Genomic DNA, 680 nt, shown 5'->3' with positions numbered 1-680 from the left:
ACGGAGGAGCCTTCACCGGCGACCGACTTGATGTCGATGGTGCCGCCGATCTGGTCGATATTGGTGCGCACCACGTCCATGCCTACGCCGCGTCCCGACACCGAGGTGATGGCGGCCGCGGTCGAGAAGCCCGGCGCGAAGATGAACTTGTGGATCTGGGCTTCGCTCATCTTCTCGAGCTCGGCCTCGGTGACCAACCCTGAGGAGATCGCCTTGGCCTTGATCCTGTCGGTGTTCAGGCCGCGGCCGTTGTCGGCGATGCAGATGATGATGTGGCCGCCTTCGTGATAGGCGGACAGGCGAATGGTGCCCTGCTCGCCCTTGCCGCCGGCGAGACGCTCCGCGGGGGTCTCCAGGCCATGGTCGGCGGAGTTGCGCACCATGTGGGTGAGCGGGTCCTTGATCAGGTCGAGCACCTGGCGGTCGAGCTCGGTGTCGGCGCCGTGCATCTCCAGCTCGATCTGCTTGCCGAGTTCGCTCGAGAGGTCGCGAACGATGCGGGGCAGCTTCTGCCAGGCATTGCCGATCGGCTGCATGCGCGTCTTCATGACGCCTTCCTGCAGCTCGGCGGTAACGTTGGACAGCCGCTGCAACGGCACCTTGAACTCGGTGTCCTCGTTGCGGCGGGAGATCTCCAACAGCTGGTTGCGGGTCAGCACCAGCTCGGAGACCATGGTCAT

At 64.9% G+C, this 680-nt stretch carries 1 protein-coding gene; it reads right to left on the bottom strand.

Annotation, left to right across the window (positions count from 1 at the left end):
• The coding region (locus AC0L3U_RS38315; RefSeq protein ID WP_473364949.1) for a chemotaxis protein CheA at positions 1 to 680 on the bottom strand (680 nt) is incomplete at both ends.

The organism is Bradyrhizobium sp. Kon69, assembly GCF_055807515.1.
Note: the sequence above shows the minus strand (reverse complement) of the source record. Positions and strands in the feature narration are given on the sequence as shown.